The following is a 25,554-nucleotide window of genomic DNA, read 5'->3' as shown; positions in this document are numbered from 1 at the left end:
CGTGCACTGATCGGCCTCGCTACGCTCGGCGGGGAACGGGCAGGAACGTATAAGGAGCAGCGGATCGTGACGACAGCCGGAGCGGCAGAGCCGCCGATGGGTGCTGGGACGGAGCCGCTTACGGACGCCGGCGCGGGACTCGACGCCGACACCGGAACCCCCTCGGTGTGGGGCAACACCGTGGAGGCGGCGCCGGTGCCCGACGATGTCGAGCTCGGCCCCACCGGGCGTCCGTTGCGTCTGGTTCCCGAACCGCCCGCCGTGGCACCCGGCGGTGACGCCCTGATCATCGCCATGTGCAATCAGAAGGGCGGGGTCGGCAAGACCACCTCCACCATCAATCTCGGTGCGGCGCTGGCCGAATACGGGCGCAAGGTGCTGCTGGTCGATCTCGATCCGCAGGGCGCGCTTTCGGCCGGACTCGGCGTGGCCCACCACGACCTCGACCTCACCGTGCACAACCTGCTGGTCGGCTCGAAGGTCTCCATCGATGACGTGCTGATGCGGACCAGGGTCGAGAACATGGATCTGCTGCCGAGCAATATCGACTTGTCGGCGGCGGAGATCCAGCTGGTCAACGAGGTCGGCCGGGAGCAGACCCTCGGGCGGGCCCTGGAATCGGTGCGCTCGCGCTACGACTACATCCTCATCGACTGCCAGCCCTCGCTGGGCCTGCTCACGGTGAACGCGCTGGCCTGCTCCGACGGTGTGATCATCCCGATGGAATGCGAGTACTTCTCGCTGCGCGGGCTCGCCCTGCTCAACGACACCGTGGAGAAGGTGCGCGACCGGCTCAACCCGCGGCTGAGCCTCTACGGCATCGTCGTCACCATGTTCGATGCGCGGCTGCTGCATTCGCGGCAGGTCATGTCGCGCGTGGTCGAGGTGTTCGGAGATCTGGTGTACGACACCGCGATCTCGCGCACAGTGCGCTTCCCCGACGCCAGCGTCGCGGGCGAGCCGATCACCACGTGGGCCCCGAAATCCGGTGGGGCCGAGGCGTATCGGGCGATGGCGCGGGAAGTCATCCACCGGTCCGGCCGGTGACCGGAGCGTCCGAGCCAGCACTGTCGACCAGCACCGATAATCCAGGCTCCACCGATTCGACCACGGGCGCCGAGTCCGGCTCCACCGCGACAACCGAGCCCGAGCGCCCGTCCGGGTTCCATCTGCGGCTGAGCAATTTCGAGGGCCCCTTCGATCTGCTACTGACGCTGATCAGCCAGCGCCGCCTCGACGTCACCGAGGTGGCGCTGCACAAGGTGACCGACGAGTTCATCGCCTACACCAAGGCATTGACCGCGGACCTGGCCGAGCAGTCGGGTCTGCGCGCGGACAAGATCCTCGACCAGACCACCGAATTCCTCGTCGTCGCCGCCACCCTGCTCGATCTGAAGGCGGCGCGGCTGCTGCCGTCGGGGGAGATGACCGACGCCGAGGATCTGGAACTGCTCGAGGCCCGCGATCTGCTGTTCGCCCGGCTGCTGCAATACCGGGCGTTCAAACAGGTCGCCGAACTGCTCGGTGAACTGGAGGCGGCGGCGCTGCGCCGATACCCGCGCGCGGTCGGACTCGAGGACCGCTTCACTGACCTGCTGCCCGAGGTGACCCTCGGGGTCGACGCGGCCGGGTTCGCCGAGATCGCGGCGGCGGCGTTCCGGCCGCGGCCGGTGCCGACCGTCGGCCTCGACCATCTGCACGCGCACACCGTCTCGGTCGCCGAACAGGCCGCGATCGTGCTCGAACGCCTCAAAGAGCGCGGTGCGGGCGGGTGGACGACCTTCGCCGAACTGGTCGCCGACTGCGGCGCGCCGATCGAGATCGTGGCGCGATTCCTCGCCCTGCTCGAGCTCTATCGCGGCAAGAGCATCGAGTTCGATCAGCCCGATCCGCTGGGTCCGCTGGCGGTGAGCTGGATCGGCGACCAGCCCGAGGACGGGCAACCCGATAACGTGGTGACCATCGAAGAGGACTACGGATGACCGAGGCAGTGGCAGAGTTCACCCCCGAACCCCTCGACGACGACGAATTCCGCTCGGCGCTCGAGGCGATTCTGCTCATCGTCGACACTCCCGCCCCGGTAGAACAGCTGGCAGCGGCCCTCGACGACAGTCCGGAGCGGGTCGAGCGCACCCTGCGCGAGATGTCGGCGCAACTGTCGGCGCGGCGCTCCGGGATCGATCTGCGTTTCGCCGGTGACGGGTGGCGCTTCTATACTCGCAGCGAGTACGCGCCGTATGTCGAGCGGTTGCTGCTCGACGGCGCCCGGTCGAAACTGACCAGGGCCGCCTTGGAAACGCTGGCGGTGGTGGCATACCGCCAGCCGGTGACCCGGACCAGGGTCAGCGCGGTGCGCGGCGTGAACGTCGACGGCGTCATGCGCACCCTGCTGGCCAGAGGGTTGATCGCCGAAGCAGGCGTCGACCCGGAGACCAACGGGACGCTCTACCGCACGACCGAACTGTTCCTGGAACGGGTCGGGCTGGCGTCACTGAGCGATCTGCCACCACTGGCGCCCCTGCTACCGGGCGTCGACCTGATCGATGAGATCAACGAGAGCCTGGAGACGGACCCCCGCTACACCAGGCTGAAGAAACCCGCCGAGGACGATCTGGACCTCGGCGCCGAGGATTGACAGGACAACGTGAATACACCCGCTCGCCGAGATGGCACACCGGACCGTAGGAAACGTAACGACCAGCACCCGAGGGGTGGCCGCGCCGTCGGCTCCCGGGACGCGCGTGCGGCCCAGCGCGGGGTCACCCCGCGTGGTGCCGCGACCGGGGCGGAACCCCGCCGCGGCGGCGCGGGATCGGCAGGCGCCCAGCGTGGCGGCCCCGCGACCCCGTCGCAGCGTGGCGCTCAGGGCGCGGCCCGCAGGCCCGATCGCGCGCAGCCGCCGCGTAAGAGCAAGTCGGCCAAGCCGCAGCGCCAGACCGCGTCGACGCCGCAGCTGAGCAATGCCAAGCCCGCCAAGCGCCAGCATGTGGAGCCGGTCGCGGGCACCCACACCAAACTGCCGTGGGGTGAGGGCGAGCGTTTGCAGAAGGTGCTGGCCAAGGCCGGTGTCGCCTCCCGGCGCGCCGCCGAGGACATGATCGCGCAGGGCCGCGTCGAGGTCGACGGCATGATCGTGCGCGAACAGGGCCTGCGCATCGACCCGCAGCACGCCGTGATCCGGGTGGACGGCACCCGCGTGGTGGTGCGCGAGGAGCTGGTGCACCTGGCGCTCAACAAGCCCAAGGGCTGGCAGTCGACGATGTCGGATGATCTGGGCCGTCCCTGCGTCGGCGATATCGTCGCCGAGCGCATCGCGGCCGGGCAGCGGTTGTTCCATGTCGGGCGTCTGGACGCCGACACCGAGGGCCTGCTGCTGCTCACCAATGACGGCGATTTGGCGCACCGGCTGATGCATCCCTCGTTCGAGGTGTCGAAGACCTATCTGGCGACCGTCAACGGCGAGGTGCACCGCGCGGTCGGCAAGCAGTTGCGCGACGGCGTCGAACTGGAGGACGGGCCCGCCAAGGTCGACCGCTTCCAGGTGCTCGATATCGCCGAGGGACGTTCGCTGGTCAAGATCGTGTTGCACGAAGGGCGCAAGCACATCGTGCGCCGGCTGCTCGATGCGGTCGGCCATCCGGTGACGCGGCTGGTGCGCACCGATATCGGCCCGGTGGCGCTGGGCGATCAACGTCCGGGCACCCTGCGGGTGCTGGGTCGCGATGAAATCGGCAAACTCTACGAGGCGGTGTCGTTGTGAACAGTGTGGACAGCGCGGTCGAGGTGCCCGAACAGCTGTCGGGGTCCTCGTCGCTGGTGGTGGCGATGGACGGGCCGTCGGGGACCGGTAAGTCCAGCGTGTCGCGCCGGCTCGCCGCACGTCTGGGCGCCCGCTACCTCGACACCGGCGCCATGTACCGGGTGGCGACGCTGCGGGTGCTGCGCGCGGGCGTCGACCTGACCGATCCGGCCGCCATCGCGGCCGCGGTGGCGGATCTGCCGCTGACCATCGGCACCGATCCCAGCCGTGAGCTGATCCAGCTCGACGGCGTCGACGTGTCCGCCGAGATCCGCGGCGACGCGGTCACCAAGGCGGTCTCGGCCGTGTCGGCGGTGCCCGAGGTGCGCGAGGCGCTGGTCGCCTTGCAGCGCGAGATCGCGGTGTCGGCGGGGCGGATCGTGGTCGAGGGCCGCGATATCGGCACCGTCGTGCTGACCGACGCCGACGCCAAGATCTATCTGACCGCCTCCGCCGAAGCGCGGGCCCAGCGGCGCAATCAGCAGAACATCGCCGAGGGCCGGGGTGACGACTACGCCGCGGTGCTGGCCGACGTGCAGCGCCGCGACACCCTCGACTCCACTCGCAAGGTGTCCCCGCTGCGTCCGGCCGCGGACGCGGTGCTGGTCGACACCAGCGAACTGAGCATGGACGAGGTCATCGACGAGCTGTACCGCGTTGTCGCGCAGCAGGTTTCGGTGCGCACGACGGGAGAGGCCAAATGACCGAGGACGTGCTCGCCGGCGACGGCGTGTGGAGCGACGAATCCGACTGGGAGATCACCGATCTCGACGGTGAGCTGGAGGCGGGCGAGCATATCGCGATGCCGACCCTCGCCGTCGTCGGGCGGCCGAACGTCGGCAAGTCGACGCTGGTCAACCGGATCCTCGGCCGCCGTGAGGCCGTGGTGGAAGACGTTCCCGGTGTGACGCGCGACCGCGTCTCCTACGAGGCGAACTGGGCCGGGCGCCGATTCCTGGTGCAGGACACCGGCGGCTGGGAACCCGACGCCAAGGGCTTGCAGCAGTCGGTGGCGCGGCAGGCCGAGCTGGCGATGAACACCGCTGATGCGATCCTGCTCGTCGTCGATGCCACTGTCGGCGCGACCGCGACCGACGAGGCCGCGGTGCGGGTGCTGCGCCGGTCCAAGACGCCGGTCATCCTGGTCGCGAACAAGGTCGACGATCAGCGTGTGGAGGCCGATGCCGCCACGCTGTGGTCGCTGGGTCTCGGTGAGCCGCGCATGGTGTCGGCCGCGCACGGCCGCGGCACCGGCGACCTGCTCGATGACGTGCTCGAGGTGCTTCCGGAAACCCCGCGTGAGGGCACCGGCGGGACCGGTCCGCGCCGGGTGGCGCTGGTCGGGAAGCCGAATGTCGGCAAGTCGAGTCTGCTGAACAAGCTGGCCGGCGACGAGCGTTCGGTGGTGCACGATGTCGCCGGAACGACGGTCGACCCGGTCGACACGCTGGTCGAATTGGGCGGCAAGATCTGGAAGTTCGTCGATACCGCGGGCCTGCGCCGCAAGGTGTCCACCGCCAGCGGCACCGAGTTCTACGCCTCGCTGCGCACCAAGTCGGCGCTGGAGGCCTCGGAGGTCGCGATCATGCTGATCGATGCCTCCCAGCCGATCACCGAACAGGATTTGCGGGTGATCAGCCTGGTCGCCGATTCCGGGCGCGCGCTGGTGCTGGCGTTCAACAAGTGGGATCTGGTCGACGAGGACCGGCGCTTGCAGTTGGAGAAGGAAATCGACCGCGAGCTGGTGCGGGTGCCGTGGGCGCAGCGGGTCAATATCTCCGCCCACACCGGCCGGGCCGTGCAGAAGCTGGTTCCCGCTATGGAGACCGCGCTGGAATCGTGGGACAAGCGGATTCCCACGGGCCGGTTGAACAACTGGCTCAAGGAAGTCGTCGCCGCGACGCCGCCGCCGATGCGCGGCGGGCGGCTGCCGCGCATCCTGTTCGCCACCCAGGCCACCACCCGTCCGCCGACGTTCGTGCTGTTCACCACCGGCTTCCTGGAGGCCGGCTACCGCCGGTTCCTTGAGCGCAGGCTGCGCGAGGAATTCGGATTCGACGGTTCGCCGGTGCGGATCTCGGTGCGGGTGCGCGAGAAGCGGCCACGGAAGTAGTGCTCGGCCCGTCCCTCATCGGACGGGCCGTGCCATTGCGCGGGCGGTCGCTTCAGGCGTCGAGGTCGCTGGCGACCATACCGGCGATCTTGTCCAGCGTGGGCTGATCGTCGCTGGTGACCACGACGTCGGTGCCGAAGGTGGCGCCGAGGGTCATGATCATCAGCGACGAGCCGGCGTCCACCGGCTCACCGCCGGGCAGGGCGAGGGTGACCGGGACGCCGGAGGCGGCGACCGCCTCGGCGATCAGCGCGGCGGGACGGGCGTGCAGGCCGATCGAGGAACCGACGGTGACGGTGGTGCTCGGCATTTCTACTCCTTGGTGTGGGTGGATACGAGTGTGCAGCGTGGACGGGGGCGCGGTGCGGCTTTCGAGTGCTCAGGCGGCAACGAGCGCCGTATCGGTGCTCGTCCGGGCGCGGCCGAACGACTTGGCGGCGGTGACGCAGACAGCGGCGGTGACGGTGCCTGCCGCGATGGCGACCAGATACCAGGCGATCTGACCGACGGCGAAGAAGACGAAGATCCCGCCGTGCGGTGCGCTCAACGTCACCCCGGTCGCCATCACCAGCGCCCCGGTGACCGCGCCGCCCGCCATCATCGACGGGATCACCCGCAGCGGGTCGGCGGCGGCGAACGGGATGGCGCCTTCGGAGATGAACGAGGCGCCCAGCAGCCAGGCCGCCTTGCCGTTCTCGCGTTCGGCGGGAGTGAACAGGCCCGGCCGCAGCACGGTCGAGGCCAGCGCCATGGCCAGCGGCGGCACCATGCCCGCCGCCATGACCGCGGCCATGATCTTCAGCGTCGCCGGATCGTTCACCGACAGGCCCGCCGCGGCGAACGAGTACGCGGCCTTGTTGACCGGGCCGCCCAGGTCGAAGCACATCATCAGGCCGAGGATGATCCCGAGCGCGACCGCCGACGTGCCCGACAGCCCGTTGAGCCAATCGGTCAGGCTCTCGGTGACCACCGCCAGCGGTTTGCCGAGCACGGTGAGCATGAGCAGACCGACGATGAGCGAGGCGAACAGCGGGATCATCACCACCGGCATCAACCCGCGCGCCCACTGCGGCACCGGAATCCGGCTCACCCACAATGCCGCGAACCCGGCGATCAGGCCACCGACCAGGCCGCCGAGGAACCCGGCCCCGACGAATACCGCCACCGCGCCGGCGGTGAAACCCGGTGCCAGACCGGGCCGGTCGGCGATGGCGAAGGCGATATAGCCGGCCAGCGCGGGCACCAGGAAACCGAACGCGAGCGAGCCCAGCTGATACAGCACCGCGCCCAGATAGGTGGCCAGCCCGCCCGGCGGTAGCGAGGTGAGCGAGTTGTCCAGCACGATCGAGGACGCGTTGTCGGCGATCTCGTAGCCGCCCACCAGGAAGCCGAGCGCGATCAGCAAACCGCCCGCGGCGACGAACGGAATCATGTAGCTGACGCCGGTGAGCAGGATCTGCCGCAACCTGGTGCCCCAGCCCAGTGACGCGGGCTCGGGTTCGGGCTCAGCGGTTGTTGTCGCCGGGGCGGCGGCGGGATCGCGGGCTATGCGCAGCGCGTCGGCGATCATCGCGTCGGGCTCGTTGATGGCTCGCTTCACGCCCGATTCGATCACCGGCTTGCCGGCGAAACGTTCCCGGCCCTTCACCCCGACATCGGTGGCCAGGATGACGGCGTCGGCGGCGGCGATGGTCGCGGCCGAGAGCGCTGTGGTGCCGCTGGAACCCTGGGTTTCGACCTGGACCCGCACACCCGCCCGCTCACCGGCGGCGACGAGCGCGTCGGCGGCCATGTAGGTGTGCGCGATGCCGGTGGGGCAGGCGGTGACGGCAACGATGGAGCGGGTGGAAGGCTGGTCACTCTGTTCGGCCGGACTCTGTTCGCCGGGAGCTGATGTCGACGGACGCGCGGAGGGCTGCGGGCTGCTGACGGACTCGGCAGCAGCCGACGCGGCGGTGGGTGCGACCGAAGCGGCTCCGGCAGGTCCGGCATCTGTGGGCGTGCTCGACGCTGCCGCCGGTCCCTTGACACCGGCCGCAGCCGACGTCGTCGCCGGTGCCGAGGCGGGACTACCGGCCGAGGGCGGCACGGTCGATCCCGGCAGTGCTGCCGCATCCCCGGCCGTGGATGCCGGAGCGGATGCGGGTGAGCCCGCCGACGTGGCAGAACCGGAGGAGGTGGCCGGGCTGCCGGTCGAGCCTGCCGGTGCGGGCGATCCCGCCGTCACGGGGGAGGTGGCGGCGGGCGCGATGACCGAATCAACCAGCGCGACAATCGCTTCCGGTGACTCGGCGGCCCGCAGACTGCCGACGAACTCCGGCTTGACCAAGGCCCGCGCCAGGCTCGACAGCAGTTTCATATGCTCGGCGCCCGCGCCCTCGGGAGCGGCGATCAGGAACACCAGATCGGCCGGACCGTCGGGGGCGCCGAAGTCGACCTTCGGGGCCAGGCGGGCGAAGCCGAGGGACGCGGCGGTGACCGTGGCCGCGCGGCAGTGCGGGATGGCCAGGCCGTTCGGCAGGCCGGTGGCGGACTGCTCCTCCCTGGCCAGGGCGGCGGCGGTGAGGGCGGAGGCGTCCTCGGCGCGACCGGCGTCGGTGAGTCGCTGCGCGAGGGCGGCGATCACGGCCTGTTTCGAGGCGCCGAGATCGGCGTCGAGCGTGATCGTTGCGGGGATGATGATCGAGTCGGCCATCGCGGTGTGCCCTTCAGGAATGGGGGAGGAGGTCCAGCGACGTCACCGAGATGGCGCCGGGGTCGGTGTGGTGCGGGCCGGGCAGGCCGGTACCGGGCAGGGCCGCAGCCGCGCTGCCGTAGGCGACGGCATGACGTAGCCGGTCGGCGGGGGTGGCGCCGGCCAGGTCGGCGAGCAGGTAGCCGGCGAGGGCCGAATCGCCCGCACCGACCGTGCTGCGTGGGCGGATGGCAGGCGCTGCGGCATGCCAGGCCCCCTCGCCGGTGACCAGGACCGCGCCCGCCGCGCCGAGCGTCGCCAGGACCGCGCCGATGCCACGGTCGACGAGCGCGGCGGCGGCGCGAGCGGCGGCGAGCGGGTTGTCCAGGGCCTCGGCCGGGCCGCCGGTGAGTTGGGCGAGCTCTTCGGCGTTGGGTTTGATCAATTCCGGTGTGGCCGAATCGGTTCGGCCCGCGAGCGCGCGCAGTGGCGCATCGGAGGTATCGACGGCGATGCGCGTGCCGGGCAGGCGTTCGATCAATTCGACGTACCAGTCGTCGGGCACGGCCGGCGGGAGGGAGCCCGACAGCACCACCCAGTCCGCTTGTGCCGCAAGCTCACCCAGCAGATCGGCCAGCGCCGCCAGCGCGGCGCCGCTGAGTGGGTGGCCGGGCTCGTTGATCTTGGTGGTGGTGCCGTCGGCTTCGGCGACGGTAAGATTGATGCGCGCCGAGCCTGCGGTCGGCACGCTGCGATGTTCGATCCCGGCCTCGGTGAGGGCGCGCAGCAGTGGATCGTCGGCGTTACCGGGCAACACCGCGACGGTGGGAACTCCGGCGGCGGCGACAACCCGGGAGACGTTGACGCCCTTACCGCCCGGATGGGTGGCGACGCCACTGGCCCGGTGCACCGCCCCGCGCAGCAGCGGCTCGGCCAGGGTGACGGTGCGATCGATACTCGGATTCGCGGTCAGCGTGACGATCATGCTGTCACCTCTGGGCATGATCGGGCGCCCTCCGTGGTTACGCACGCTGCCGCCTCCGGGCGCTGACCGCTCATGCCGCCACCACCTCGATGCCGTTGCCGTCGAGTTCGTTGCGCACCGAGGCCGGAATACCGGAATCGGTGACCAGCACATCGATCTCGTCGATGCCGGCGAACCGCACGAAATCCTCGCGGCCGATCTTGGAGGAATCGGCGACGACCACCACGCGATGAGCGCTGGCGACCATGGCCCGCTTCACCGCCGCCTCGTCCACGTCCGGGGTGGACAGACCATGCGCGGGAGTGAGCGCGTTGGTGCCGATGAACGCGATGTCGACCCGCAAACCCGCCAGCACGCGCAACGTCTCGGCGCCGACGGCGGCCTGGGTGACCCCACGCACCCGCCCGCCGAGCAGATGCAACTGCACACCGGCGTGACCGCTGAGCCGGGTCGCCACCGGCAGGGAGTTCGTCACACCGACCAGTTCACGGTCGGCGGGCAGCAGCGCCGCGACTCGTGCTGTGGTGGTGCCCGCGTCGAAGAGCACGCTGCCGCCGGTAGGTGGCAGGAATTCCACGGCGGCCTTGGCGATGCGTTCCTTTTCGGCGGTGTGCGCGGTTTCGCGTTCGGAGGTGCCCAGTTCGATCGCGGTGAGGGCGGCGGCAGGGACGGCGCCGCCGTGCACCCGGCGCACCAGGCCCATCCGGTCCAGCACCGCGAGGTCGCGGCGCACGGTCTCGCTGGTGACGCCGTACTGCTCGGACAGATCGGTCACCGATACGCGACCACGCTGCCCCACCAGGGTGGCGATGGCCTGCTGGCGCTCCTCTGCGTACATCCCGATCCTCCTGAGAATGTTGGATTATGTTGTTTTACGTCTGAGTGTGTTGCTTTGTCAATGGTTTGGAGTAGTCTGGATCACATCCACTCCATCGGTGATATGAACACCACAGTCCGATTTCGGTGCGAAGGAGACCGCTAATGACCCGATCGCAGCAGGTAGAAGCCGTTGAATCGGTTCTGCGCGGAACGCCGGCGGTACCGGGCGTGGCGGCCGCGCCCGCGATTCGTCCCAATCCGCGGGTAGCAGTCGATGCCCGATCGGACACGGTTGCGGAGTCCGATCGGGCATCGGAGGCCACCGCCCTGCACTCGGCCGCGGAGACGGTGGCGCAGCGGCTGCGGGCCCGGTCGGGGGCGGCGAGCGGGGCAGCGGCCGAGGTGCTCGCGGCGAATGCCGCCATGGCCACCGACCGCGGCTGGCTCGGCGCGGCCGAGAAGCTGATCGCCACCGGCGTCGCCGCGCCCGCCGCGGCGGCCGCCGCCACCGAACAGTTCGCCGCGATGTTCACCAAGCTCGGTGGGTTGATGGCCGAACGGGTCACCGATCTACGCGACGTCTGCGACCGGGTGATCGCCGAACTGCTCGGGCTGCCCGAACCCGGCGTCCCCGTACCGGACCGCCCTTCGATCCTGATCGCCCGCGACCTTGCGCCCGCCGACACCGCCGGCCTCGACCCCACCCGCATCGTCGGGCTTGCCACTTCGCTCGGCGGCGCGACCAGCCACACCGCGATCATCGCCCGTCAGCTCGGTATTCCGTGTGTGGTCGCGGTGGCCGGCCTGGACGAGGTGCAGGCCGGCAGCGAGCTGCTGATCGACGGCGCGGCGGGCACCGTCACCGTCGATCCGGATCCGGCGCTCGCGCTGGCCGCCGTCGCCGACTACCGCGCGACCGCGACCAGGATCGCGCGCTGGACCGGTCCCGGCGCCACCAGCGACGGACATCGCGTCGACATCCTGGCCAACGTCCAAGACGGTGCGGGCGCACGGGCGGCGACCGAGACACCTGCCGCGGGCATCGGCTTGTTCCGTACTGAATTATGTTTCCTGGACCGCGATTCCGAACCATCGGTGCAGGAGCAGGCCGGAATCTACCGCGAGGTGCTCGACGCCTATCCGAATGCGAAAGTGGTGATCCGGACCCTGGACGCGGGTTCGGACAAGCCGCTGCGGTTCGCCGAGCACCCCGAGGAAGCCAATCCGGCGCTCGGTGTGCGCGGTATCCGCATCGCCGCCCGCGACAGCGGCATCCTGGACCGTCAACTCGACGCCATCGCCGCCGCGGCCGCCGGTCGCGCCGCGCCGCCCCTGGTGATGGCACCGATGATCGCCACCGTCGGTGAAGCGCGCGCGTTCGCGAGCAAGGTGCGCGAGCGGGGATTGATCGCGGGGGTGATGATCGAGGTGCCCGCCGCGGCGCTGCTGGCCGAGGCGATTCTGGCCGAGGTCGATTTCGTGTCTATCGGCACCAACGATCTCGCGCAGTACACCATGGCGGCCGACCGGATGTCGCCGGATCTGGCGGCGCTGACCGATCCGTGGCAACCGGCCGTCCTGGCGTTGGTGGCCCGGACCGCCGCCGCGGGCAGGCGGGCGGGCAAACCCGTGGGAGTGTGTGGCGAAGCCGCCGCCGATCCACTGCTTGCGTGCGTGCTGGCCGGTCTCGGTGTGACCTCGCTGTCGGCGGCCGCGCCCGCCGTCGCGGGTGTCGGTGCGCAGCTGTCGGCGGTCACGCTGGCCGAGTGCGAGGCGGCGGCCGCCGCGGTGCTCGAGGCCACCGACCCCGCGGACGCGCGCGAGCGTGCCCGGCGAATCCTGCACTGACGCATTGCCATCGAGCTACGCCGACACGCACCCTTCGAGCGTGGCGTCCCGCAGAACAGCGAGGACATCATCGACCTCGCCCCGCGCCCGGAAGGACTCCCGTTGGCGGTGTGCCCCATTGCCGCGCTCGATAACCACGGCGATGGTCTCGCGAACGAAGTCGCCGGCGTCGAGCGCCGTCAGTGCCGGGTCGATCCGGTCGAGTAGCTCGCCGAGCAACGTCCGCATGGGCGCCACCCGGCAGGTGAGTGGGTCGACGCCGTCGCCGTCGAGGCCGGAGCGGGCGGCCTTCCAGTAGGCGGTCCGCAGCACTTCCGCCGACACCATCGGCGCGCGCCGGCCGCGATCGATATCGGCGCGCGCGGTCATCACCGCGGCCCGGACCAGGGTGGCGAGCATGGCCGTCTCGGTCACCGTCGCCGGCACATCGCTGACCCGGATCTCGATGGTGGGGAAGGTAATCGAGGGCCGGATATCCCAATAGACCATTTTCTTGTCCAGAATGCTGCCGCTGGACAGCATCATGTCCACCATCGCGTCGTAGGCGTCGGCGTCGGCGAAATACGGCGGCGGCCCCGCGCTGGGCCAGCGCCGCCACAGCACGCTGCGCCAACTGGCATAGCCGGTGTCGGAGCCGCGATAGATCGAGGAATTGGCGGTGAGCGCCAGGAAAATCGGCAGCGACGGCCGCAGGAAATTACTGACCTGGATGGCGGTCTCCCGATCCGGTATCCCGACGTGGATATGGCAGCCGCACAGGCCTTGTTCATGGGCGAGCATCCCGAAATTCTGGGCGATCCGCTGGTAGCGCGGGGTGTCGGTGACCGGGAATTCCTCGGGGACGGTCGGCGGAATCGCGACCGCGAGCAGCCGGGTGTCGTGTTCGCGGGCACAGGTGGCCACCCCGCCGCGCAGCGTCCGTAATTCGGCGAGCAATTCGCCGGTATCGGTGTGCACACCGGTGCACGTCTCCACTTGGCAGCGGGTCAATTCCAGTTGCAGATCGATTCCGATGTCCTTCGCGGACTGGGCCACCTCGACGTTTTTCGCCGCCGGTGCGCCGCTGTCCGGATCCGCCAGGAGAAATTCCTCTTCAACGCCGACTGTCGATGAGGCCGCGTCCATTCTCGTAGGCTACTCGCCTCCCTCGCGGCCCGCGGCGACATATTTCCGGTCCGATCGGGTAGGACCACCAGCATGGACCATGCACGAGCACCTTTGCTCGATGCGCTGGCCGAGTACCGGCGCGCGGGCAGATACGGGTACACACCTCCCGGTCATCGGCAGGGCCGCGGCATCGACAAGCGGGTCGCCGAGATCATCGGCATCGATGCCTTCCGCTCCGACGTGCTCGCCGGGCCCGGTCTCGACGATCGGCTCATGCGCGGGGGCTACCTGGCCGATGCCGAGGCGCTGATGGCCGACGCGGTCGGCGCCGAGACCACCTTCTTCTCCACCTGCGGCAGTTCGCTGTCGGTGAAGGCGGCGATGATGGCGGTGGCCGGCGGCAAGGACGGCGGGCTGCTGGTCGCCAGGGACAGCCACAAGTCGATCGTGGCCGGGCTGGTGTTCTCCGGGGTGCAACCACGCTGGATCACGCCGCGCTGGGACGCCGAACGGCATATGTCGCATCCGCCGTCGCCGCAGCAGGTGCGCGAGGCCTGGGAACGCTATCCCGACGCGGCGGGCGCGCTCGTCGTCAGCCCGAGCCCGTACGGCACCTGCGCGGATCTGGCCGGCATCGTCGAGGTGTGTCATGAACGCGGCAAGCCGCTGATCGTGGACGAGGCGTGGGGCGCGCATCTGCCGTTCCATCCCGACCTGCCCACCTGGGCGATGGATGTGGGCGCCGACGTCTGCGTGGTGAGCGTGCACAAGATGGGCATGGGCTTCGAGCAGGGCTCGGTCTTCCATGTCCAGGGCGACCTCATCGACCGCTCGCTGCTGAGTGCGTGCGCGGACTTGCTGATGACCACCAGCCCCAATGTGCTGATCTATTCGGCGCTCGACGGCTGGCGCAGGCAAATGGTGCAGGAGGGGCGCGAATTGCTCGGCGCCGCACTGCGAGTCGCCGACCGCGCGCGCCGGGAACTGGATCGGATCCCCGGTATCGAGGTGCTCGAGGATGTGCTGCTCGGCCATCAGGCCTCACACGATCTGGACCGATTGCAGGTGCTGGTGGATATCGAAGGCACCGGCGCCACGGGGTATCAGGCCGCGGACTGGTTGCGCGAGCATCGCCTGCTCGATCTCGGTCTCAGCGACCACCGCAGAATCCTGGCGACACTGTCCATGGCCGATGACGACACCAGCATCGACGCGCTGGTGGACGGTGTTCGGGCCTGGCGCGAGCAGGTCGATCCCGCCGACGCGCCGCCGCCGATCCGGTTGCCGTCACCGTCGGAGATCCAGCTCGACACGGTCATGTTGCCGCGCGATGCGTTCTTCGGCCCGCTCGAATCGGTGCCCGCCGCCGAGGCGTCCGGCCGGATCGCCGCCGAGCAGCTCACCCCGTACCCGCCGGGCATTCCGGTGGTGGTACCGGGCGAGCTGATCGACGACGCGGTGGTGGACTATCTGCGTTCCGGGGTGGCGGCCGGGATGAACGTCCCCGATGCCGCCGACCAGTCGTTGAACACCCTCCGCGTCGTCGCGCGACGTTGATCGGCCACCGGTACTACGCGTGATCGACGAGCGCGTCGTGGCCGGCCCGGCGGGCGCAGTGCGCACAGCAGTAGATCTGCTGGGCGGCCTCGACGCCGTGCCCGAGGACCCGGCACCCGCAATGCGCGCAGGCGGGGGCCAGCTTGCTCGCGGCGCATTCGAAACTGTCGAACGTCCACGACTGCCCGTCGCGACTGACGGTGAAACTCTTGTCGTAGTCGTTGCCGCAGGTATCGCAGATCGCCATGGTGATCAACTCAAACGCTTGGCGAGCAGCGCCTTGGCCTGCTCGGCGCCCTTGCGGCTCTCGCCCTGGGCGCGGCGGAAGAATTCGGCCAGCTCGGTGTCGCCCGCGCGTTCGGCGTCCTGGCTGTAGACCTCCATCCGCAGCGCGTTGCTCATCGACGCCTCGGCGAACCAGATGAGGTTGTAGTCCTTGTCCTTGGTTCCGGTGACATGTCCGGTTTCCTGTTCGATGGCCATGGTGTCCGCACCTCCTGGGCGGTACTGATCGTCGTCGGTGAATGACCGTCGACGGCGGATTTCGCCGTCATCGAGGCGCTACCCGGCGTCCGGCGGAACAAACACCGCCCCGTGGTGGCGGCCACGCCCGGATTGAGTCCGCCGTTACCGGGTATGCGGCGACTGTCCAGCAGGAACCGAACAACGGAGGTGACTATCGTGCCGGAGTCCAACAGCGGTCCCCGCGAGGGCGTCGAAGGTGTCGTAGAAGGCGTCAAGGGCAAGGTCAAGGAGACCGCCGGGGCGGTACTCGGAAACGACGAGCTGCGCGATGAGGGCCGTGCGCAGCAGGACAAGGCAGATTCTCAGCGCGAGGCCGCCAAGAAGGAGGCCGAAGCCGAAAAGCAGCGTCGTGAAGCCGATCTCGACGAGGCGCGGCAGCGGTCGCATCAAGGCGAATAAGCCACCCGTCCCGAAACGGTGGTAACGAACAGCGGTTGCCGTGGCACTGTGCCCGGCAACCGCTGGCGTGTATGCCGATTCCCGGATGGCGTGCGCCGGTTTAGTGCGCGTTCTCGGGGGAAGCCGCCCGTCGACAGGGTTTGGCCGGCCAGCCAGGAGGACGATCGTGAACGAACGCACCGAACAGCCGACCGAGACCTCACCGGTCCCGGACGCCAAGAGCGAACAGTTGCAGCCCGTCAGGCAGGACCGTGACCGCGGCTACCTGACCACCCAGCAGGGCGTGCGCGTGGACCACACCGACGACGCGCTGTCGGCCGGTGAGCGTGGCCCCACCCTGCTCGACGATTTCCACGCCAGGGAAAAGGTCACCCATTTCGATCACGAACGCATCCCCGAACGGGTGGTGCACGCCCGCGGCGCCGGCGCCTACGGCTTCTTCCGGCCCTACGACAGCTGGCTCGCCGACTACACGGTGGCGAAATTCCTCACCGAACCTCAGGTGCGCACGCCGGTGTTCGTGCGGTTCTCCACCGTCGCCGGATCGCGTGGCTCGGCCGACACAGTGCGCGACGTGCGTGGTTTCGCCACCAAGTTCTATACCGAGCAAGGCAACTACGACCTGGTCGGCAACAACTTCCCGGTGTTCTTCATCCAGGACGGCATCAAGTTCCCCGACTTCGTGCACGCGGTGAAACCCGAGCCGCACAACGAGATTCCGCAGGCGCAGTCCGCACACGACACGCTGTGGGATTTCGTCGCCGAACAACCCGAGACGCTGCACGCGATCATGTGGTTGATGTCGGATCGGGCGCTGCCGCGCAGCTACCGGATGATGCAGGGCTTCGGCGTGCATACCTTCCGGTTCGTGAACGCGGACGGCAAGGGCACGTTCGTGAAGTTCCATTGGAAGCCGCGCCTCGGTGTGCATTCGCTGCTGTGGGACGAATGCCAGCAGGTCGCCGGCCGCGACCCCGACTTCAACCGGCGCGACCTGTGGGACGCCATCGAGGCGGGCGATTTCCCCAGCTGGGAACTGGGTGTGCAGTTGGTGCCCGAGGACGAGGAGTTCGATTTCGACTTCGATCTGCTCGATTCGACCAAGATCATCCCAGAGGAGCAGGTCCCGGTGCGGCCGGTGGGGGAGATGGTGCTCAACCGCAACCCCGACAACTTCTTCGCCGAAACCGAGCAGGTCGCCTTCCACACCGCCAATCTGGTGCCAGGCATCGATTTCACCAATGACCCGCTGTTGCAGATGCGCAACTTCTCGTACCTGGACACTCAGCTGATCCGGCTCGGCGGCCCGAACTTCGCGCAATTGCCGGTCAACCGCCCGCTGGCCGATGTGCGCAACCACCAGCAGGATGGCTACGGCCAGCACGCGGTGCCGCGCGGCGAGGCGTTCTACACCAAGAACACCATCGGCGGCGGCTGCCCGGCGCTGGCCGATGCCGACGTCTTCCGGCACTACACCCGCCGGGTCGACGGACACACCCAGCGGATCCGGGCGGAGAGCTTCAAGGAGTACTACCGGCAGCCGCGGATGTTCTGGCGCAGTATGTCGCCACCGGAGGCCGAGCACATCGTGGCGGCCTTCGGCTTCGAGCTCGGCAAGGTCCGGCGGGTGGAGATCCGCTCCAGGGTGCTCGACCACCTGGTCCGCATCGATCCGGGCCTGGCGAGCCGGGTCGCGGTGGAACTCGGGCTGCCGACACCCGACGGCGAACGCGTCGAGGACGTGCCGGTCTCACCCGCGCTGTCGCAGCTGAACCTCGCACCCGACACCATCGCCACCCGCAAGATCGCGATCCTGGCCGCCGACGGCGCCGACTCCACCGGGATCGACACCGTCCGGTCCGCGCTGGCCGAACGTGGCGCGACGGCCGAGGTGCTGGCACCGCACGGTGGCCGTTTGCGGGCCGACGGCTCCGGCGATCCGGTCGTGGTGGATCGCGCCCTCGCGACGATGGCCTCGGTGCTCTACGACGGCGTCATCGTCGCCGGTGGCGGTGACTCCGCGGGCACGCTGGCTGAATCCGGGCCCGCGGTGCACTTCGTGCTGGAGGCGTTCAAGCACGCGAAACCGGTCGGTGCGGTCGGCGCGGGCGCGCGGGTATTGCAGGCCGCGGGCCTGCCCGGTGAGCTGAATCCGGGGGAGACCGACTTCGCCGTGGACGGTGTGGTGGTTTCCGCGGCCGAGGGTGCGAGCATCCCGGACGGGTTCGTCGCCGCCTTCGCCGAGGCGCTGGCCGGGCATCGGATCTGGCAGCGCGTCACGGATCGAGTTCCCGCCTGATCGGGTGACAGGGGCAGATTCGCGTGCCAAAATGGGGCCAGGTTGAGACCCCAGCCGACCCCGGTTTATGGCCTGAATGACGTAGTTCGGTAGCGGTGGTTGTCTCATCGCCGTCGAGTTCGCCATTTCGGCCCCTCGCTCCGTCGCACAGCTTGTGCGGGCACGGAGACGAATCGGAAGCCCCTGTCCAACAGGAGGATTCGATGTCGTTGGTGACCGAACATCAACACGCCGAACAACTACACCGGCTGGCAAGGCCACAGCACGGTCGCGATATCCGGCGGTTGACCCAGCAGGACAGCGTTCGCCGCGGCTGCGCGGTCGCGCGGGTGGAAGGCGAACTCGATGCCGCACTCTTCGACGATTTCTACGACCTGCTGTGCCGGTGCATGCACACCGATCGGTCCATCGTCGTGCTCGATCTACGGGCCGCGGGCTTCATGAGTATCCGATCGGCCGCGCTGCTGGTGTCCGCGAAGGCCGACGCCGCCGCGCGCGGGCTGGACCTGCGCCTGGTGTGCGGTCGCAAGGAAGTCGAGCGGGTGCTCGAGGTGACCGGAGTCCGCCCCCTGTTCCGTCATTACCCCACCATGCAGGCAGCGCTCGGCGGCTGACCTGTGCGATCCCCACACCACCGCGAGCCGGCGGTGGCGGCCTCGTCCGCCGAATGCATGGCATATGCCGGCTCGACGGTCGATAATCGAACGGTGACGGACAATGGATCGGCCGCCGGCGGAATCGACACCGATGACACCGAGGCCTTCGAACACCTCGCCGAGGCGAGCTGCGTCGAGGACGCCGGCGGTTTCCGGTTCTGGTTCGACGAGCAGCGCTGGGAATGGTCCGACGAGGTCGCCCGCATGCACGGCTACCAGCCGGGCACCGTGACCCCGACGACCGAGCTGCTGCTCGACCACAAACATCCCGACGACCGCGACTATGTGGCCGACCTGCTCGACCACGCGCTCACCGACGGTGAACCGTTCTGTAGCAAGCACCGCATCATCGATGCCGAGGGCCGCACCCATCACGTGATCGTCGTCGCCGACACCATGACCGACGACGACGGCGGCGTCATCGGCACGGCCGGCTACTACATCGACGTCACCGAAACCCTCGAGGAACAGCGCAAGGAGACCCTGGACGACGCGCTGCCGGAACTGCTGTCCGCGCGCGCGGTCATCGAACAGGCCAAGGGGGTGCTGATGCTGGTGTACGGCATCAATGCCGACCAGGCTTTCCGGGTCCTGACCTGGCGTTCGCAGGAGACCAACGTCAAGGTGCGATCGCTGGCGGCGCAATTGATCGCCGAACTGCCCACGCTGCGCAATGCGCCGCCGCGGCTGCGCTCGGAGTTCGATCATCTGCTGCTCACCGTGCATCAGCGCATCCCCGGCTAGCCCGCAGCACGCGTTTCGCGCCGATCAAGCCGGGTAAGCGAGCAAATGACACCCGATCAGGGCGGACAAGGTGGTGCGCATGACAGAGCATGTTTCCCGCATAACCGCGGACCCCACGACGACGGTGGGTGTGCGCGTGCCCGCGGATCTCGATCAGCTGCTGATGCTGCGCGCCCTGACCGAGACCGTGTCCTTGATCGCGGACTTCGCCCTCGACGAGGTGACCGATATCCGGCTCGCGCTCGACGAGGTCGCGACCTCGCTGATCCTGGACGCCGTCCCCGGCTCGGAGCTCACCTGCGATTTCAGCTACGGCGACAACCGGATGACCGTGGCGGTGGCGTCGGTGGCCGCCACCGAATCGGTGGGCGAGAAGCACAGCTTCGGCTGGCATATCGTGCGCACCTTGACCGAGTCGATCAGCACCGAACAACGTCCCTTCGACGAGACCACAGGCGGATACCCCACCACAGCGCGGTTCACGTGGGTGCGCGGGGGCTCCGATGGCGGCTGAGCGGCAGCGGCCAAGGCAGGCCCGCCGCCATACCGGCGAGGACAGCTACGACCACATCGAGCCGCTGCTGGAGAAACTCGCCGCGATCCCCGGCGACGATCCGCGCCACGCGCAGACCCGCGAGGAGGTGGTCGACCGCTGCCTGCCGCTGGCCGAGCACATCGCGCGCAAGTTCGCCGGGCGCGGGGAACTGTTCGAAGACCTGTTGCAGGTCGCCCGGGTGGGTCTGCTGCATGCGATCGACCGGTTCGACCCCACCCGCGGATCGTCGTTCCTGTCCTTCGCGGTCCCGACGATCATGGGCGAAGTGCGCCGGTACTTCCGCGACAACACCTGGTCGGTGCGGGTTCCCCGGCGGGTCAAGGAGATTCAGCTCAGTATCGGGCCCGCCACCGACAAGCTGTCGCAACGGTTGGGCCGGATGCCGCGCGCCAGAGAGCTCGCCGAGGAACTCGGCGTCGATCTCGTCGAGGTGACGCAGGCCTTGATCGCGGGTAATGCCTACCAGAGCTCCTCGATCGACACGGTGACCGGTGGCGAGGATGCCGATAACGCGCCGCTGCCGCTCACCGAATCGCTCGGCGTGGAGGAGCCGTCCTACCAGTACGTCGAGGATTACCTCGCGGTGCAGCCTTATATCGCCGAGCTGCCCGAACGGGAGCAGCAGGTGCTGCGCATGCGCTTCTTCGAATCGATGACCCAGAATCAGATCGCCGAACAGCTCGGCGTCTCCCAGATGCACGTCTCCCGCATCCTGTCGCGCACCTTGGACTGGGTGCGCGAACAAGCCTTGCGGGACTGAGGTTTTCGCCGGTTCACACCGGTGTCGGCGGGATCGGATCCGGTGACGGTCCCGGGTCCGGTGGCGGCGGGATCGGCGGCGTCGGCGGATCGCCCGGCCGCGGCGCGGGCGGCACCGGCTCGGGCTCGGGGATCGGATGCGGTGGCGGGGCAGGCGGCACCGGATCGGGTTCACGCGGGGGATTCGGGTGGGTCAGCTGGTCGGTTCGCACGGCCGGCTCCTTCGTCTCGCGGATCTGCCGGGATGGTTCTCGGTTCGGATGATCAGTGCAGTGCGACGTCGTGGATGCGGGCCAGATCGCCCACGAATTCGGCGTAGGCGGCCTTGCGGTCGGTGGAACGCAGCACCGCCGACGGATGCACCGTCGCCGTGACCTGATAGCCGGGACCATCGATGACGACGCCGCGCAATTCCCCGACCGTGGTCGAGGGACCGAGCACCGCCTTGGCGGCCACCGAGCCCAGGCAGACCACCAGATCCGGTGCCACCAGGTCCAGTTCGGCGCTCAACCACGCCGAACAGGCCACCACTTCGGTGCGGCTGGGTTGTTTGTGGATGCGGCGCTTACCGCGTTCGACGAACTTGAAATGCTTGACCGCGTTGGTCACATACACCTCGTCGCGGTCGAAACCGGCCTCGACCAGGGCGCGATCGAGCAGCCGGCCCGCCGGGCCGACGAAGGGATGCCCCGCGCGGTCCTCCTGATCACCGGGCTGTTCGCCGACCATCACCACCCGCGCACCCGCAGGACCCTCACCGAAGACGGTCTGGGTGGCGTCGCGGTACAGCTCGCAGCCTCGGCAGCCCACCGCGGCCTCGCGCAACTGCTCGAGATCCGCGTCGGGCGGCACGAATTCGGCGGCGCCGGGCGGCTTCCGCGCGGTGTGCCGCGCGGTGGTGCTCACCACGCGCCCCTACGACCGGCCGAGGGCCTTGGCCAACTGTGCCTTGGACATCTTCGAACGGCCCTTGATATTGCGCTGCCGGGCCTCGTTGTACAGCTGGTCGCGGGTCGGGCCCTTCGAGCCGCTGTGCGAGCGCTTACCGCCGCGATGCTGCGGCGACACGTCGTGGGTGGACGAGCGGCTCGCGGTCTTGGACTGGCCGGACTGGGCGCGGTTCTTGTTGACCGTGCGGGCCGCGATCTCCTTGGCGCGCTTGGTGCCCGCACCGCGATCCTTGGCCGAATCCTTGATGTGCTCGTACTGCCGTTCCTGTTTGTCGGTCCATTCCTTCGGCATGACACACCTCCTGTCTGCGGGACGGGTACCCGCCTCGCGCGTGAACAATCAGCGGCTCAGACAACCGGACCGGTGCGGGCGATCGTCGCGTTGAGTGCATCGAGTTTGTTCTCGATGCGTTCGAGATCCTCGGCATCGACGGCGAACAGCCAATGCTTGGCACCGAGCAGCAGAATCGCCTGGAAAATCAGCTGCAACCACTCGCTCTGCCAGTTCTCGAAGGTGCTGGCGAAGAAGTTGTGCAGGTAGCCGCCCCAGTCGAAGGGCTGCCCGAGTGCTTGCTGGGTGCTGCGGTAATCGCTGAGCTGGGTGACGAACTGCGCGGCCCATGAGCCCGCGAACAACAGCACCAGCAGGTACACAGCGCCCCATCGTCTGAAGTGGGTCATACCGCAGCGATACCCGGCACGGCGGCGGATACGCAGGACACCGGGCGGGCGGGCGCCCGCTGGGTGCAGGTGAGCAGCCGCTCATGCCCGTGCGACGAGCTCACGCATCGGTTTGTCCAGTTCACGCTGGTAGAAGTCGATGAACCCGTCGGGATCGGGGCCGGCGTTCTGCATCACCAGATGGTCGTACCCGGCATCGACGTAGTTCTGCGCCGTCTCCAGATAGCGGGCGGGATCGGGACCGCAGGCCATGGCCTCCCGGATGTCCTCGACCCGCACGGTCGTGGTCGCCGCCGCGAAGTTCACCGGATTCGGCAACTCGCTCATCACCTTCCAGCCGGTCACCGACCAGCGGGTGGTGGCATGCGCGGCTTCGGCGGCGCTCTGCTCATCGGGCGCCCACGCCATGCCGACCTCGGCGTAGCGCGGTCCGGTGCCGCCCGCGGCGTGATAGTCCTCGACGATGCGTGCCTCGGGCTCGGTGGCGAACAGGCCATCACCCAACTCGCCGGCGATCCGGGCGGCCTCGGGACCGCCCGCGGCCACCGCGATGGGCGGTGGGCTCTCGGGCAGATCGAAGACCCTGGCATCGGAGATCGACAGATACCGCCCGTCATAGGATTGGTAGCCGCCGCGCCACAGCAACCGGATGATCTCGAGCGCCTCGCGCAGCATGTCCTGGCGCACCGCGATCGGGGGGAACTCACGCGCCACCACATGCTCGTTGAGCCGTTCGCCGGAGCCGATACCGAGGGTGAACCGGCCGTGGGAGATCAGCGCGAGGGTGGCCGCGGCCTGCGCCACGATCGCCGGGTGGTACCGGATGATCGGGCAGGTGACGCCGGTGGCCAGACCGATCCGCTCGGTGCGAGCGGCGATGGCGCCGAGCACCGTCCAGGCGAAGGGGGAATGTCCCTGGTTGTCCAGCCACGGATGGAAGTGGTCGCTCATCTCCACGAAGTCGAAGCCCGCGGCCTCGGCCTGCACCGCTTGCCGGATCAGCTCCTCGGGGCCGAACGCCTCGGCCGCCAGTTTGTACCCGATCTGCATGGTTGCCTCCTGTCGATGGTGACTGTGTGATGGGCGAACCGGTCCTCAGCGCACCGCCCCCGGCCGGCCGACGCGCGCCGGCTCGGGCGCCGAACGCAGGTCGTAGATGGTGTAGGCGGCCCGGATCACCGGCTGGGCGACATTGCGCACCCGGATCCCGCCCGGGGTGGTGCCGTGTTCCCGTCCGGCGTGCGCGTGTCCGTGCAGGGCCAGGTCCGCGCCCGCGTCGTCGATCGCCTCGCCGAGCAGATAGGAACCGAGGAAGGGATAGATCTCGGGTGGTTCGCCGTGCAGGGTGTCGGTGACGGGGGAGTAGTGGGTCAACGCCACGGTGACGTCGGCGTCGCAGCCGGCCAGCGCCACCCGCAGCGAATCGGCAAGCGCCACCGCGCGTCCGGCGAAATCGCGCATCATCCGCTCACCGAACACACTCGCGCATTTACCGGCGAAGCCGCCGCCGAAGCCGATGGTGCCGGCGACCGCCAGCGTCGAGCCGCCCAGGGCGACGGTGGTGGCCGAACCCTCCAGCACGGTGATGTTGTGGCCGCCGAGCAGATCGGTGATCTCGTCCTGGGCGTCGCTGTGATAGTCGTGATTGCCGAGCACCGCGATCACCGGCACCGGCAGATCCGCGAATTCCTCGGCGACGACGCGAGCTTCGTCCACGGTCCCGTGTTTGGTGAGATCACCGGCCAGCAGCAGCACATCGGCACGCTCGGGCAGCTGCCGCAGCGCCGGGCGCAGCAATCCGCGTGAATCGGTTCCCAGATGAATGTCTCCGACCGCCGCGATCCGCATGCCTGCCAACTCCTTCCGTTCGTGGCCGCGCCGTCAGCGCAATTCCTCGCTCGGCCCCGGCTGCACGGGCGTGCCCACCCGGACCTCGTTGTGAATGGCGGCGTCGGGCACGAGTTCGCGCACCGCGTCCTCGAGCCGCTGTTTGCGTTCGGCGCTGGTGACTTCGCCGTCGAGGACGACGACACCGCCGCGAATATGGACCTGCACACCCAGTTCGGCGGTGCGCGGATCCTCGGCCAGCGCGCGACGCAGCCTCGCGACCAGATATTGCGGTGGAGTGGATCCGGGTTCATGGGTCACTGGCATCAGTTGCCTCTTCCGGTGTCGGCGATCCCGAGATCATCGATGAGTCCGAGAAACGCCTTGGCGTAGGGCGAATGTTCGGTCTGGGCCCGCACCGACGGCCAATCCACCTGCTCGCGCAGATCGCGAGCGATCCGAAGCAGCGGGCTCAGATCGAGCCGATGCGCGCTGAAGACCAGCAGCTTGTCGACCATCAGATCGGTGCCGGAGATCACCGGGGCCCGGGTCGGGCCCACCGGCATCAGCTCGGCCCGCGCGAGCATCTCATCGGTGACCGCACGGTCGTTGGGGCGATGGACGACGTCGATGAGGGTGTCGCCGTCATAGGCCTTGGTCAGCCAGTCCTCGGCGGCATCGGCGACCCGCAGGCCCGCACGGGCCAGCACACTGCGCACCTCGCCGATATCGGCGGGCCGCACGAACAGGTCCACATCGTGATCGGAGGCGGGCCCGCCGCGCGCGTACACCGCACAGCCGCCGGCCACCGCGAACGGTATCCCGGCCTCGGTCAGCGCGTTCGCCGCGCGGGTCAGCGCGTGCAGCAGCTGGTCGATCGTCGGTGCCATGTTCGGGGCCTACCCGGGTTCGCGGTGCTCAATCGCCGGCCCGCGCTCAGCCGAGCGAGATCACCAGCGCCACCGCCACCACCAGGAATACGGCCACGACCAGGACCGTCACCAGGATCGCCGCGATGCCGGTGAACGGGAAGTGATGGCGGGTGTCGGGTTCGGGCGCCGACAGACCGGAGGTCTGCGGGGTATCCGGTGGGGTGGCGCCCGGCGGGACCCCGCCACCGGGTTCGAGATCGGGAGTGCGGGACGGGTCGGGATCCATGGATGTCATGACAGGCCTACTCACCGTCGTTGTCCGGGGTCAACGGCTCATTCGGATGTTTTCCGGTCGCCTTGCGGTAGAGGATCACCGCAGCGACC

At 69.0% G+C, this 25,554-nt stretch carries 30 protein-coding genes; 14 read left to right on the top strand and 16 right to left on the bottom strand.

The window, feature by feature from the left end:
* Window positions 1-96 precede the first annotated feature (96 nt).
* The 6 genes from FEK34_RS27660 (at window position 97) to der (ending at window position 5,912) form a co-directional block, all read left to right on the top strand.
* The gene (locus tag FEK34_RS27660) at window positions 97-1,047 is read left to right on the top strand and encodes a ParA family protein (RefSeq protein WP_432760997.1); all 951 of its coding nucleotides are present in this window, start codon (window positions 97-99) and stop codon (window positions 1,045-1,047) included.
* The gene (locus FEK34_RS27655; RefSeq protein ID WP_432760996.1) at window positions 1,044-1,982 is read left to right on the top strand and encodes a segregation and condensation protein A; all 939 of its coding nucleotides are present in this window, start codon (window positions 1,044-1,046) and stop codon (window positions 1,980-1,982) included. Before FEK34_RS27660 ends, FEK34_RS27655 begins: the two co-directional genes overlap by 4 nt.
* Complete coding sequence (gene scpB / locus FEK34_RS27650; protein WP_138452601.1) at window positions 1,979-2,635, top strand: SMC-Scp complex subunit ScpB; 657 nt, start codon at window positions 1,979-1,981, stop codon at window positions 2,633-2,635. Before FEK34_RS27655 ends, scpB begins: the two co-directional genes overlap by 4 nt.
* A 9-nt stretch (window positions 2,636-2,644) precedes the next feature.
* Window positions 2,645-3,760 (top strand): pseudouridine synthase, encoded by a 1,116-nt coding sequence (locus FEK34_RS27645; RefSeq protein WP_138452599.1) that lies wholly within the window; start codon window positions 2,645-2,647, stop codon window positions 3,758-3,760.
* A gap of 65 nt (window positions 3,761-3,825) precedes the next feature.
* Window positions 3,826-4,503 carry a (d)CMP kinase gene (cmk, locus tag FEK34_RS27640; RefSeq protein ID WP_138452650.1) on the top strand — a complete coding sequence of 226 codons (678 nt, stop codon included), beginning with the start codon at window positions 3,826-3,828 and terminating at the stop codon, window positions 4,501-4,503.
* Window positions 4,500-5,912, top strand: a complete 1,413-nt coding sequence (gene der, locus FEK34_RS27635) for a ribosome biogenesis GTPase Der (RefSeq protein WP_138452597.1) — start codon at window positions 4,500-4,502, stop codon at window positions 5,910-5,912. The genes cmk and der overlap by 4 nt, the downstream gene beginning before the upstream one ends.
* Before the next feature lie 52 nt (window positions 5,913-5,964).
* Here the strand turns inward: der and FEK34_RS27630 are convergent, their stop codons facing one another.
* The 4 genes from FEK34_RS27630 to FEK34_RS27615 all read right to left on the bottom strand — a co-directional run bounded on the left by FEK34_RS27630 (window position 5,965) and on the right by FEK34_RS27615 (window position 10,409).
* Complete coding sequence (locus tag FEK34_RS27630) at window positions 5,965-6,222, bottom strand: HPr family phosphocarrier protein (RefSeq protein ID WP_138452595.1); 258 nt, start codon at window positions 6,220-6,222, stop codon at window positions 5,965-5,967.
* Window positions 6,223-6,291: 69 nt separating this feature from the next.
* Window positions 6,292-8,607: a fructose-specific PTS transporter subunit EIIC gene (locus FEK34_RS27625; RefSeq protein WP_138452593.1), complete on the bottom strand. Its 2,316-nt coding sequence runs from the start codon at window positions 8,605-8,607 to the stop codon at window positions 6,292-6,294.
* A 13-nt stretch (window positions 8,608-8,620) separates the two neighbouring features.
* The gene (locus tag FEK34_RS27620) at window positions 8,621-9,571 is read right to left on the bottom strand and encodes a 1-phosphofructokinase family hexose kinase (protein WP_138452648.1); all 951 of its coding nucleotides are present in this window, start codon (window positions 9,569-9,571) and stop codon (window positions 8,621-8,623) included.
* A 70-nt stretch (window positions 9,572-9,641) separates the two neighbouring features.
* Window positions 9,642-10,409 (bottom strand): DeoR/GlpR family DNA-binding transcription regulator, encoded by a 768-nt coding sequence (locus FEK34_RS27615; protein WP_138452591.1) that lies wholly within the window; start codon window positions 10,407-10,409, stop codon window positions 9,642-9,644.
* Between the two features lie 143 nt (window positions 10,410-10,552).
* On the opposite strand from FEK34_RS27615, the gene ptsP reads away from it, so the two are divergent.
* Window positions 10,553-12,238 (top strand): phosphoenolpyruvate--protein phosphotransferase, encoded by a 1,686-nt coding sequence (ptsP, locus tag FEK34_RS27610; protein ID WP_138452589.1) that lies wholly within the window; start codon window positions 10,553-10,555, stop codon window positions 12,236-12,238.
* A gap of 15 nt (window positions 12,239-12,253) precedes the next feature.
* On the opposite strand, the gene FEK34_RS27605 is transcribed toward ptsP, so the two are convergent.
* Window positions 12,254-13,363, bottom strand: coding sequence for a glutamate--cysteine ligase 2 (locus FEK34_RS27605; RefSeq protein WP_138452587.1), 1,110 nt, complete (start codon window positions 13,361-13,363; stop codon window positions 12,254-12,256).
* 72 nt (window positions 13,364-13,435) lie between these two features.
* On the opposite strand from FEK34_RS27605, the gene FEK34_RS27600 reads away from it, so the two are divergent.
* Window positions 13,436-14,902, top strand: coding sequence for an aminotransferase class I/II-fold pyridoxal phosphate-dependent enzyme (locus tag FEK34_RS27600; protein WP_138452585.1), 1,467 nt, complete (start codon window positions 13,436-13,438; stop codon window positions 14,900-14,902).
* Between the two features lie 13 nt (window positions 14,903-14,915).
* On the opposite strand, the gene FEK34_RS27595 is transcribed toward FEK34_RS27600, so the two are convergent.
* Together FEK34_RS27595 and FEK34_RS27590 are read right to left on the bottom strand one after the other, a co-directional pair.
* Entirely contained in the window at window positions 14,916-15,149 is a 234-nt protein-coding gene (locus tag FEK34_RS27595) for a hypothetical protein (protein ID WP_138452583.1), read from the bottom strand.
* Between the two features lie 5 nt (window positions 15,150-15,154).
* Complete coding sequence (locus FEK34_RS27590) at window positions 15,155-15,385, bottom strand: hypothetical protein (protein WP_138452581.1); 231 nt, start codon at window positions 15,383-15,385, stop codon at window positions 15,155-15,157.
* A 198-nt stretch (window positions 15,386-15,583) separates the two neighbouring features.
* On the opposite strand from FEK34_RS27590, the gene mbp1 reads away from it, so the two are divergent.
* From mbp1 to FEK34_RS27560, 6 genes are all read left to right on the top strand, one after another.
* Complete coding sequence (mbp1, locus tag FEK34_RS27585; RefSeq protein WP_138452579.1) at window positions 15,584-15,826, top strand: microaggregate-binding protein 1; 243 nt, start codon at window positions 15,584-15,586, stop codon at window positions 15,824-15,826.
* 166 nt (window positions 15,827-15,992) lie between these two features.
* Window positions 15,993-18,125: a catalase gene (locus FEK34_RS27580; RefSeq protein WP_432760995.1), complete on the top strand. Its 2,133-nt coding sequence runs from the start codon at window positions 15,993-15,995 to the stop codon at window positions 18,123-18,125.
* Between the two features lie 203 nt (window positions 18,126-18,328).
* On the top strand, window positions 18,329-18,739 hold the full coding sequence (locus FEK34_RS27575; protein ID WP_138452577.1) for an STAS domain-containing protein: 411 nt from the start codon (window positions 18,329-18,331) through the stop codon (window positions 18,737-18,739).
* A gap of 93 nt (window positions 18,740-18,832) precedes the next feature.
* A complete protein-coding gene (locus tag FEK34_RS27570; protein WP_432760994.1) occupies window positions 18,833-19,525 on the top strand; it encodes a PAS and ANTAR domain-containing protein in 693 nt (230 codons plus the stop codon).
* 79 nt (window positions 19,526-19,604) lie between these two features.
* Window positions 19,605-20,039: an ATP-binding protein gene (locus tag FEK34_RS27565; RefSeq protein WP_138452573.1), complete on the top strand. Its 435-nt coding sequence runs from the start codon at window positions 19,605-19,607 to the stop codon at window positions 20,037-20,039.
* Entirely contained in the window at window positions 20,029-20,841 is an 813-nt protein-coding gene (locus FEK34_RS27560) for an RNA polymerase sigma factor SigF (protein WP_138452572.1), read from the top strand. Before FEK34_RS27565 ends, FEK34_RS27560 begins: the two co-directional genes overlap by 11 nt.
* A 13-nt stretch (window positions 20,842-20,854) precedes the next feature.
* Here the strand turns inward: FEK34_RS27560 and FEK34_RS30250 are convergent, their stop codons facing one another.
* The 9 genes from FEK34_RS30250 to FEK34_RS27515 form a co-directional block, all read right to left on the bottom strand.
* Window positions 20,855-21,052 (bottom strand): hypothetical protein, encoded by a 198-nt coding sequence (locus FEK34_RS30250; RefSeq protein ID WP_171048431.1) that lies wholly within the window; start codon window positions 21,050-21,052, stop codon window positions 20,855-20,857.
* Between the two features lie 52 nt (window positions 21,053-21,104).
* A complete protein-coding gene (locus FEK34_RS27550; protein ID WP_138452570.1) occupies window positions 21,105-21,746 on the bottom strand; it encodes a UdgX family uracil-DNA binding protein in 642 nt (213 codons plus the stop codon).
* A 9-nt stretch (window positions 21,747-21,755) separates the two neighbouring features.
* The gene (locus tag FEK34_RS27545) at window positions 21,756-22,082 is read right to left on the bottom strand and encodes a plasmid stabilization protein (RefSeq protein WP_138452568.1); all 327 of its coding nucleotides are present in this window, start codon (window positions 22,080-22,082) and stop codon (window positions 21,756-21,758) included.
* A 56-nt stretch (window positions 22,083-22,138) separates the two neighbouring features.
* Entirely contained in the window at window positions 22,139-22,471 is a 333-nt protein-coding gene (locus tag FEK34_RS27540; protein ID WP_138452566.1) for a DUF6766 family protein, read from the bottom strand.
* Window positions 22,472-22,552: 81 nt separating this feature from the next.
* Window positions 22,553-23,521, bottom strand: coding sequence for a TIGR03557 family F420-dependent LLM class oxidoreductase (locus FEK34_RS27535; RefSeq protein WP_138452564.1), 969 nt, complete (start codon window positions 23,519-23,521; stop codon window positions 22,553-22,555).
* A gap of 45 nt (window positions 23,522-23,566) precedes the next feature.
* On the bottom strand, window positions 23,567-24,319 hold the full coding sequence (locus tag FEK34_RS27530) for a metallophosphoesterase family protein (protein ID WP_138452562.1): 753 nt from the start codon (window positions 24,317-24,319) through the stop codon (window positions 23,567-23,569).
* Window positions 24,320-24,352: 33 nt separating this feature from the next.
* Window positions 24,353-24,625: a BON domain-containing protein gene (locus tag FEK34_RS27525; RefSeq protein WP_138452560.1), complete on the bottom strand. Its 273-nt coding sequence runs from the start codon at window positions 24,623-24,625 to the stop codon at window positions 24,353-24,355.
* Window positions 24,625-25,188: a nucleotidyltransferase family protein gene (locus tag FEK34_RS27520; protein WP_138452558.1), complete on the bottom strand. Its 564-nt coding sequence runs from the start codon at window positions 25,186-25,188 to the stop codon at window positions 24,625-24,627. Before FEK34_RS27520 ends, FEK34_RS27525 begins: the two co-directional genes overlap by 1 nt.
* Window positions 25,189-25,234: 46 nt before the next feature.
* The gene (locus tag FEK34_RS27515) at window positions 25,235-25,456 is read right to left on the bottom strand and encodes a DUF6480 family protein (protein ID WP_138452644.1); all 222 of its coding nucleotides are present in this window, start codon (window positions 25,454-25,456) and stop codon (window positions 25,235-25,237) included.
* Window positions 25,457-25,554: the final 98 nt, after the last annotated feature.

The sequence above is a fragment of the Nocardia cyriacigeorgica genome (genome assembly GCF_005863245.1).
GTDB classification, from domain to species: Bacteria; Actinomycetota; Actinomycetes; order Mycobacteriales; family Mycobacteriaceae; genus Nocardia; species Nocardia cyriacigeorgica_C.
The sequence above is the reverse complement of the archived record's forward strand: the minus strand, read 5'-3'. Positions and strand labels throughout refer to the sequence as shown.